5 protein-coding genes are annotated in these 7,065 nt (G+C 39.6%); 1 reads left to right on the plus strand and 4 read right to left on the minus strand.

All coding sequences use genetic code 11. The features are described 5' to 3' along the window. Window positions 1-2: 2 nt before the first annotated feature. From glnG to glnA, 4 genes are all read right to left on the minus strand, one after another. On the minus strand, window positions 3-1,430 hold the full coding sequence (gene glnG, locus XM47_RS14015) for a nitrogen regulation protein NR(I) (RefSeq protein ID WP_048693745.1): 1,428 nt from the start codon (window positions 1,428-1,430) through the stop codon (window positions 3-5). Between the two features lie 11 nt (window positions 1,431-1,441). After that, entirely contained in the window at window positions 1,442-2,491 is a 1,050-nt protein-coding gene (gene glnL, locus XM47_RS14020) for a nitrogen regulation protein NR(II) (RefSeq protein WP_172656540.1), read from the minus strand. 90 nt (window positions 2,492-2,581) lie between these two features. Next, the gene (locus XM47_RS14025; protein WP_048693751.1) at window positions 2,582-3,106 is read right to left on the minus strand and encodes a DUF4124 domain-containing protein; all 525 of its coding nucleotides are present in this window, start codon (window positions 3,104-3,106) and stop codon (window positions 2,582-2,584) included. Window positions 3,107-3,224: 118 nt separating this feature from the next. Continuing rightward, complete coding sequence (gene glnA / locus XM47_RS14030; protein ID WP_048693754.1) at window positions 3,225-4,631, minus strand: glutamate--ammonia ligase; 1,407 nt, start codon at window positions 4,629-4,631, stop codon at window positions 3,225-3,227. A 426-nt stretch (window positions 4,632-5,057) separates the two neighbouring features. Between glnA and typA the strand changes: the two genes are divergently transcribed. After that, window positions 5,058-6,875 (plus strand): translational GTPase TypA, encoded by a 1,818-nt coding sequence (gene typA / locus XM47_RS14035; protein WP_048693756.1) that lies wholly within the window; start codon window positions 5,058-5,060, stop codon window positions 6,873-6,875. Window positions 6,876-7,065: the final 190 nt, after the last annotated feature.

Consider the following 7,065-nt stretch of genomic DNA (forward strand, 5'->3'; position numbering starts at 1 on the left):
GCTTAAATATTTAACTCTTTCATCTTACGCGTGATGGTATTTCGCCCCCAACCTAAGCGTTTAGCGGCTTCTTGTTTATGCCCCATAGTATGGTGCAATGCACGTTTAAGCATTATGGTTTCAAAAATTGCCAGCGCATTATCTAGGATGTCATTTTTGCCTGCATTAAGCTCAGCATCAACCCAGTTAGTTAGTTGAGATTGCCAATCACCAGTAATGACTTGAGTTGCTTGATTTGTCGTTGCGCCCGTCGATTCAGCTGATGTTAAAAGCTCTGGTGGTAAATCGGCAATTAGAATCTCTTGGCCGCTTGCCATAACAGTCAACCAGCGACAAGTATTTTCTAGCTGTCTAACATTACCTGGCCAAGGTAGATTACTTAAATATTCAGAAGCTTCAACGGATAGACGTTTTTCTTCAACACTCATTTCTTTTGCTGCTTGCTTTAAAAATTGAGCAGCTAATTTAGGGATATCTTGACTACGCTCGCACAGCGGTGGTAAATGCACTCGGATTACATTTAAGCGATGAAATAAATCTTCACGGAATTTTCCATCTGCGACCAGTTTTTCTAAATCTTGATGTGTTGCGGCGATAATTCTGACATCTGCATTAAGCGGTTGTCTGCCACCCACTCGATAAAATTGACCATCAGACAAGACTCGTAATAAACGTGTTTGCACTTGAAGTGGCATATCACCAATTTCATCTAAGAATAAAGAACCGCCATTTGCTTGTTCAAAGCGTCCTTCTCGAACAGCATTCGCACCTGTAAATGCCCCTTTTTCATGACCAAATAGTTCTGACTCTATTAGATCGTTCGGGATCGCAGCCATATTTAACGCAATAAAGGTTTTATCTTTTCTCGGGCTATGTTTATGAAGTGCTCGGGCGACTAATTCTTTACCTGTACCTGATTGACCATTAATAAGTACACTTATGCTAGAGCGAGATAGGCGGCCAATCGCGCGAAATACTTCCTGCATCGCAGGCGCTTCGCCAATTATATCGGTAGAAATCGATGAGTCAGAAGGACGATTACGTTTCTTCTTACTATTCTCTTTAACGTGCGATAAAGCTCTTTGGGTTAAGCTAACTGCATCGTCTATATCAAATGGTTTAGGTAAATATTCAAATGCACCACTCTGGTAGGCGTTTACAGCAGAGTCTAAATCAGAGTGGGCAGTCATGATAATGACTGGGATTTCAGCATCGTGTAAATGAACTTGATTCAACAATTCCATACCATCCATTTCTGGCATACGAATATCTGAAACGATCACATCTGGACTATCCGTTTTTAATGCTTCGAGTAAATCCAGTGGTGATTCGAAGCTTGTATTGCTGATATCAGCAGCGGCTAATGCCTTCTCCATTACCCATCTAATTGAGCTGTCATCATCAACAATCCAAACTTTGGTCGCACTCATAATCTTTTTTCCTATAACTCAATCGGTATATATACGCTAAATTCTGTATGACCAGGCCAGCTCTCGCAATGGATACGACCTGCATGTTGGTTTACAAGCGTTTGCGCAATTGACAAGCCTAGGCCTGTCCCGTCGCTTTTAGTGGTGATCATTGGATAAAATAGGGTGTCGCGAATGTGCTCTGGTATGCCAGGGCCATTATCTATTATATTAATGATAGCGACGAGTTTATGTCGTTGACCACCAATTGTTTCTTGGCTTGCTATTCTTGTTTTAAAAGTAATTTTGCCCTGACCTTGTGCTTGCAAAGCCTGAAAAGCGTTGCGGGCAATATTTAAAAATGCTTGGTGGATTTGTTCCTCATCCATAATGAAATCAGGGATGCTAGGATCATAATCACGAGCAAAGGTTACTTTGCTATCTTCTGTTTCTAATTCTATTAAAGCTCGTACATCTTCAATAATTTTGTGAAGATTGCCTAAACCTCGTTGGGGTAATTTATTTGGCCCAAGTAGTCGATCAACTAAGTTTCTTAGACGATCGGATTGCGTGATAATAATTTGGGTACATTCTTTTAAGTCATTGTCAGTTAGCATTTTGTCTAGTAACTGAGCTGCACCACGAATGCCACCGAGTGGATTTTTTATTTCGTGTGCTAAGCCTCTAATTAAATCACGTGAAGCATGCATCTGAGATTGAACAAAACTTTCTTGGCTTACTCTTTTCAACTGATCTATGGCGTGAATTTCTACCAAAAGGTAATTATTGCCGTCTTTAATCACTGGGTTAAATGTCAGTTCAGCCATAGAATGCTGTTCATCCAGCGTCACTAAAGAAACTTCATTATCCGTAAAACCTTGTTGTGTTGGAACTGCTTGTCGGACGCGTTCTAAATCGAGAGAGCTATATCTGAACAATTGATCAAAAGAAAGCTCATTTAGGCGTCGAATACTTAAATTGAAAAAGTTTTCTGCAGCAGGATTGGCATACATAACTTTAAGCTCAGCATCTAAAATGAGCATACAGCTACTAATATTATTAATAATGATATCGCTAAACACGGCCGCCTCTTTGCTTGGTAATTTTCGCACCAAAAGTGCGCACAGCACTATTTTATAGCAATAATAGAAATAACTGTAAAATTAGGCAGCTTATTTAGCGCCTGAAATCGTTGTTCTATGCATATAAAAAGTTACTGGTTCTGACGATGCAAGAAGTTTGCCGCTATTATCAAGTAAGTTGACTTTTAGTTCGTGCTCACCTCTATAGACATTATTTATATGGTGAATGAGTTTTTTAGTTGGAGTGTTAATACGAACACCGTCCAGCAATAACTCGATATTATACTCATATTCAGGTACTGGCGATAAGCTAATTGCAATTGATAAGTTACCTTGATTGTCTCTTATCGTAGCTTGAGACTTTGGTTGTAAGACTTTAATCTTAGGCGTTATGTTTGAGTCTGTTGCAACCGCTTTCGTTTGCGTCTTGGATTGATATTTAGGGAAGGATGATATTTTGGCTTTAACAGAAATTTGTTTGGCTCTTTCATCTTTTGGTTGGTCGGTAAAGATTAAGACGCCGTTAGAATCTCGATACATATAGACGTTTTCAGCAGATAAGCAGGGTATCCAAATCACTAATAGTAAGCCGAGTAGGCTTGCTTTAAGCTTCATTGCTTCACCTTTAACCAAATTCAACGTTAGTTTACTTTATGCTGAGAACTAAAAAAATGCCATAAAAAAAGTCCACCGAAGTGGACTTTTTATTTTATTCACTCAATGTGAAGTAAAATTATACGCTGTAGTATAATTGGAACTCAACTGGGTGTGGCGCAACGCTAACTTGTTGTGCTTCTTCAGATTTAAGTTCGATGTATGCGTCGATCATCTCGTCGCTCATAACGCCACCAGCTTTTAAGAAGTCACGGTCAGCGTCTAATGCTGCTAATGCTTCTTCTAAAGAACGAGCAACTTTTGGAATTGCTTTTTCTTCTTCTGCAGGTAAGTTATATAAATCTTTATCCATAGCAGCGCCTGGATCGATTTTGTTGATGATACCGTCGATACCAGCCATTAACATAGACGTGAAGCCTAAGTAAGGGTTTTGTGTTGGATCAGGGAAACGACACTCGATACGACGTGCACGATCGCTAGTTACGTATGGAATACGGATAGAAGCAGAACGGTTACGTGCAGAGTAAGCTAACATGATTGGCGCTTCGAAATGTGGAACTAAACGCTTGTAAGAGTTAGTTGACGCATTTGTGAAAGCATTGATTGCTTTAGCATGCTTGATGATACCACCGATGTACCATAAAGCTTCTTGAGATAAACCAGCGTACTTGTCACCAGCGAAAACGTTTTTACCGTCTTTCGCAATTGATTGGTGAACGTGCATACCAGAACCGTTATCACCAAGAAGAGGCTTAGGCATGAAAGTAGCAGTTTTGCCGTATGCGTGAGCAACGTTATGGATAACATATTTTTTGATTTGAACTTCATCAGCTTTTTCAACCATAGAGTTGAACTGAGTAGCAATCTCGTTTTGACCAGCTGTAGCAACTTCATGGTGATGTGCTTCAACAACTTGACCCATTTCTTCAAGAATTAAACACATAGCTGCACGGATGTCGTGTGCTGAATCTACTGGTGGAACCGGGAAGTAACCGCCTTTAACACCTGGACGGTGAGCCATGTTGCCTTCGTCGTATGACTTACCTGAGTTCCAAGCTGCTTCAGTTGAATCTACGCTGTAGAAACCGCTACCCATTTGTTGATCGTATTTAACGTCATCAAATAAGAAGAACTCTGGCTCTGGACCGAAGTAAGCATCGTCACCGATACCAGTTGATTTTAAGAATTCCATTGCGCGTTTAGCGATTGAACGTGGATCACGGTCGTAACCTTGCATAGTTGCAGGCTCGATGATGTCACAACGAATAATTAAAGTAGACTCTTCTGAGAAAGGGTCCATAACAGCAGTAGATGCGTCAGGCATAAGAATCATGTCTGATTCGTTGATACCTTTCCAACCAGCAATTGAAGAACCGTCGAACATTTTACCGTCAACGAAGAAGTCATCATTTACTTGATGAGCTGGAATAGAAACGTGTTGTTCTTTACCTTTAGTATCAGTGAATCGTAAGTCAACGAATTTAACTTCGTTGTCTTTTAACGTAGCAAGAATTTCTGCAGACATTGCATTTCTCCGGAATATTATATTATTAATTAGCGCTAATTAATTAAAATTCACGCCTTGCGAATTTACCAGCAAATAGCATGCCATTACTTAAATCTTCAAATAATATAGGCATGTATCAATCTCTGCAGGGTTATTCACAAAACGCTTTGCTTTAATTTGGTGCGTAGGTTGCACAGTAATGATGCTTTTGAAAAACCATCCTGACATCATTCACCCAAAATCGCCCACATAAAATACAGTAATAAAGTAAGCTAGGGCAAGTGCGAAACAACAATTATCGTAAAATAGATCAGTTTTTCGACGGTTTTACTACTATAAAAGTCGAACCCTGTGTACAATGCGCGCAATTTTATTCAATGCTCTGTTTATTTTTAAAGTAAAATGAGCATGAATTACTTTAACTATTAATCTCGGAAGCATCTTGTGTTAGAAAAATTGAGAAATATCGCGATCATCGCGCACGTTGACCATGGTAAAACTACCCTAGTTGATAAATTGTTAGGACAATCAGGTACTTTAGAAACCCGCGGCGGAAACGAAGAACGCGTTATGGATTCTAACGACATTGAAAAAGAACGTGGTATTACAATTCTTGCAAAAAACACTGCAATCGAATGGCAAGACTACCATATCAATATCATAGATACCCCTGGACATGCTGACTTTGGCGGCGAAGTTGAACGTGTACTTTCAATGGCTGATTCAGTTTTGCTATTAGTAGATGCTCAAGAAGGTCCAATGCCACAAACGCGCTTCGTAACTCAAAAAGCATTCGCGCAAGGCTTAAAACCAATTGTTGTTATTAATAAAATCGACAAGCCAGGTGCTCGCCCTGATTGGGTAATGGATCAAATCTTTGATTTATTTGACAACCTAGGTGCAACAGACGAGCAATTAGACTTTACGACTGTTTATGCATCTGCGATTAACGGTTGGGCAACAATGGATTTAGACAATCCATCTGAGAACATGGAACCATTATTCCAAGCGATTGTTGATAATGTTGCTCCTCCAGTTGTTGAGCTTGACGGTGCATTTCAAATGCAAATTTCACAACTAGATTACAACTCATATGTTGGCGTGCTAGGTGTGGGTAGAATTAAACGTGGTTCGGTAAAACCAAACCAACAAGTGACTATCATCTCTGCAGACGGTACTAAACGAAATGCAAAAGTTGGCTCTATTCAAAGCTACCTTGGTTTAGAGCGAATTGAAGCGGAAGAAGCTTTTGCTGGTAACATTATTACTATCTCTGGTTGTGGTGAGCTTAAAATTTCAGACACTATTTGTTGCCCAAATAATGTTGAAGCTTTACCTGCGTTATCAGTAGATGAACCAACAGTAACTATGACTTTCTCTGTTAATAATTCACCTTTCTGTGGTAAAGAAGGTAAATACGTTACATCACGTAATATTCGTGAGAGATTAGATAAAGAATTAGTCCACAACGTTGCATTAAGAGTTGAAGATACTGACAATCCTGATAGCTTCCGTGTATCTGGTCGTGGTGAATTACACCTAGGTATTTTAATCGAAAACATGAGACGTGAAGGTTACGAATTAGCCGTATCTCGTCCTCAAGTTATTTTACGTACTGTTGACGGCGTACTTGAAGAACCATTTGAAACAGTGACAATTGACTGTGAAGAAGAGCACCAAGGTTCAATCATGGAGCAAGTTGGTTTACGTAAAGGTGAATTAACTGATATGGCACCAGATGGTAAAGGCCGCATGCGTCTAGACTTCTTAATGCCAAGCCGTGGTTTAATTGGTTTCCAAACAGATTTCATGACAATCACTTCTGGTTCAGGTCTTATTTACCATACGTATTCACATTATGCGCCGCATAAAGGTGGAGAAATTGGTGTTCGTAATAACGGTGTATTAATTGCTAATGCAACAGGTAAAGCATTAACGAATGCATTATTTAACTTACAAGAGCGTGGTCGTTTATTTATCGGTCATGGTGTTGAAGTTTATGAAGGCATGGTAATTGGTATTCACAACCGCGACAACGACCTTACGGTTAACGCGCTTAAAGGTAAGCAATTAACTAACGTACGTGCATCAGGTACAGATGAAGCTCAAACGCTTTCTCCACACCTTAAATATTCTCTAGAGCAATCATTAGAGTTTATCGCTGATGATGAGTTAGTTGAAGTTACACCAATTAACATTCGAATTCGTAAGCGTCATCTTACTGAAAACGAACGTAAACGTGCTTCAAGAGAAAAGTCATAATTTACTCTGCTCTTACGCATTAATATGAAAAGCGCCAATCGGCGCTTTTTTTATACCTGAATAAGCTGAATTCAGTGTAATTATTAACAAAGACTTAAAACTTTTTCTAGGGGGGATATTTTTCCTTAGAACAAGGCGAATTTGCGTACGTAATCGAATAGCTGGCTATTGCTAGCGAACTCAACGCACC

It is taken from the genome of Catenovulum maritimum (assembly GCF_001050375.1).
GTDB lineage: Bacteria > Pseudomonadota > Gammaproteobacteria > Enterobacterales > Alteromonadaceae > Catenovulum > Catenovulum maritimum.

Coding starts and splice junctions, on each gene's coding strand:
- glnG (WP_048693745.1), bottom strand. CDS start 1,430: ATGAGTGCGACCAAAGTTTGGATTGTTGATGATGACAGCTCAATTAGA.
- XM47_RS14025 (WP_048693751.1), bottom strand. CDS start 3,106: ATGAAGCTTAAAGCAAGCCTACTCGGCTTACTATTAGTGATTTGGATA.
- glnA (WP_048693754.1), bottom strand. CDS start 4,631: ATGTCTGCAGAAATTCTTGCTACGTTAAAAGACAACGAAGTTAAATTC.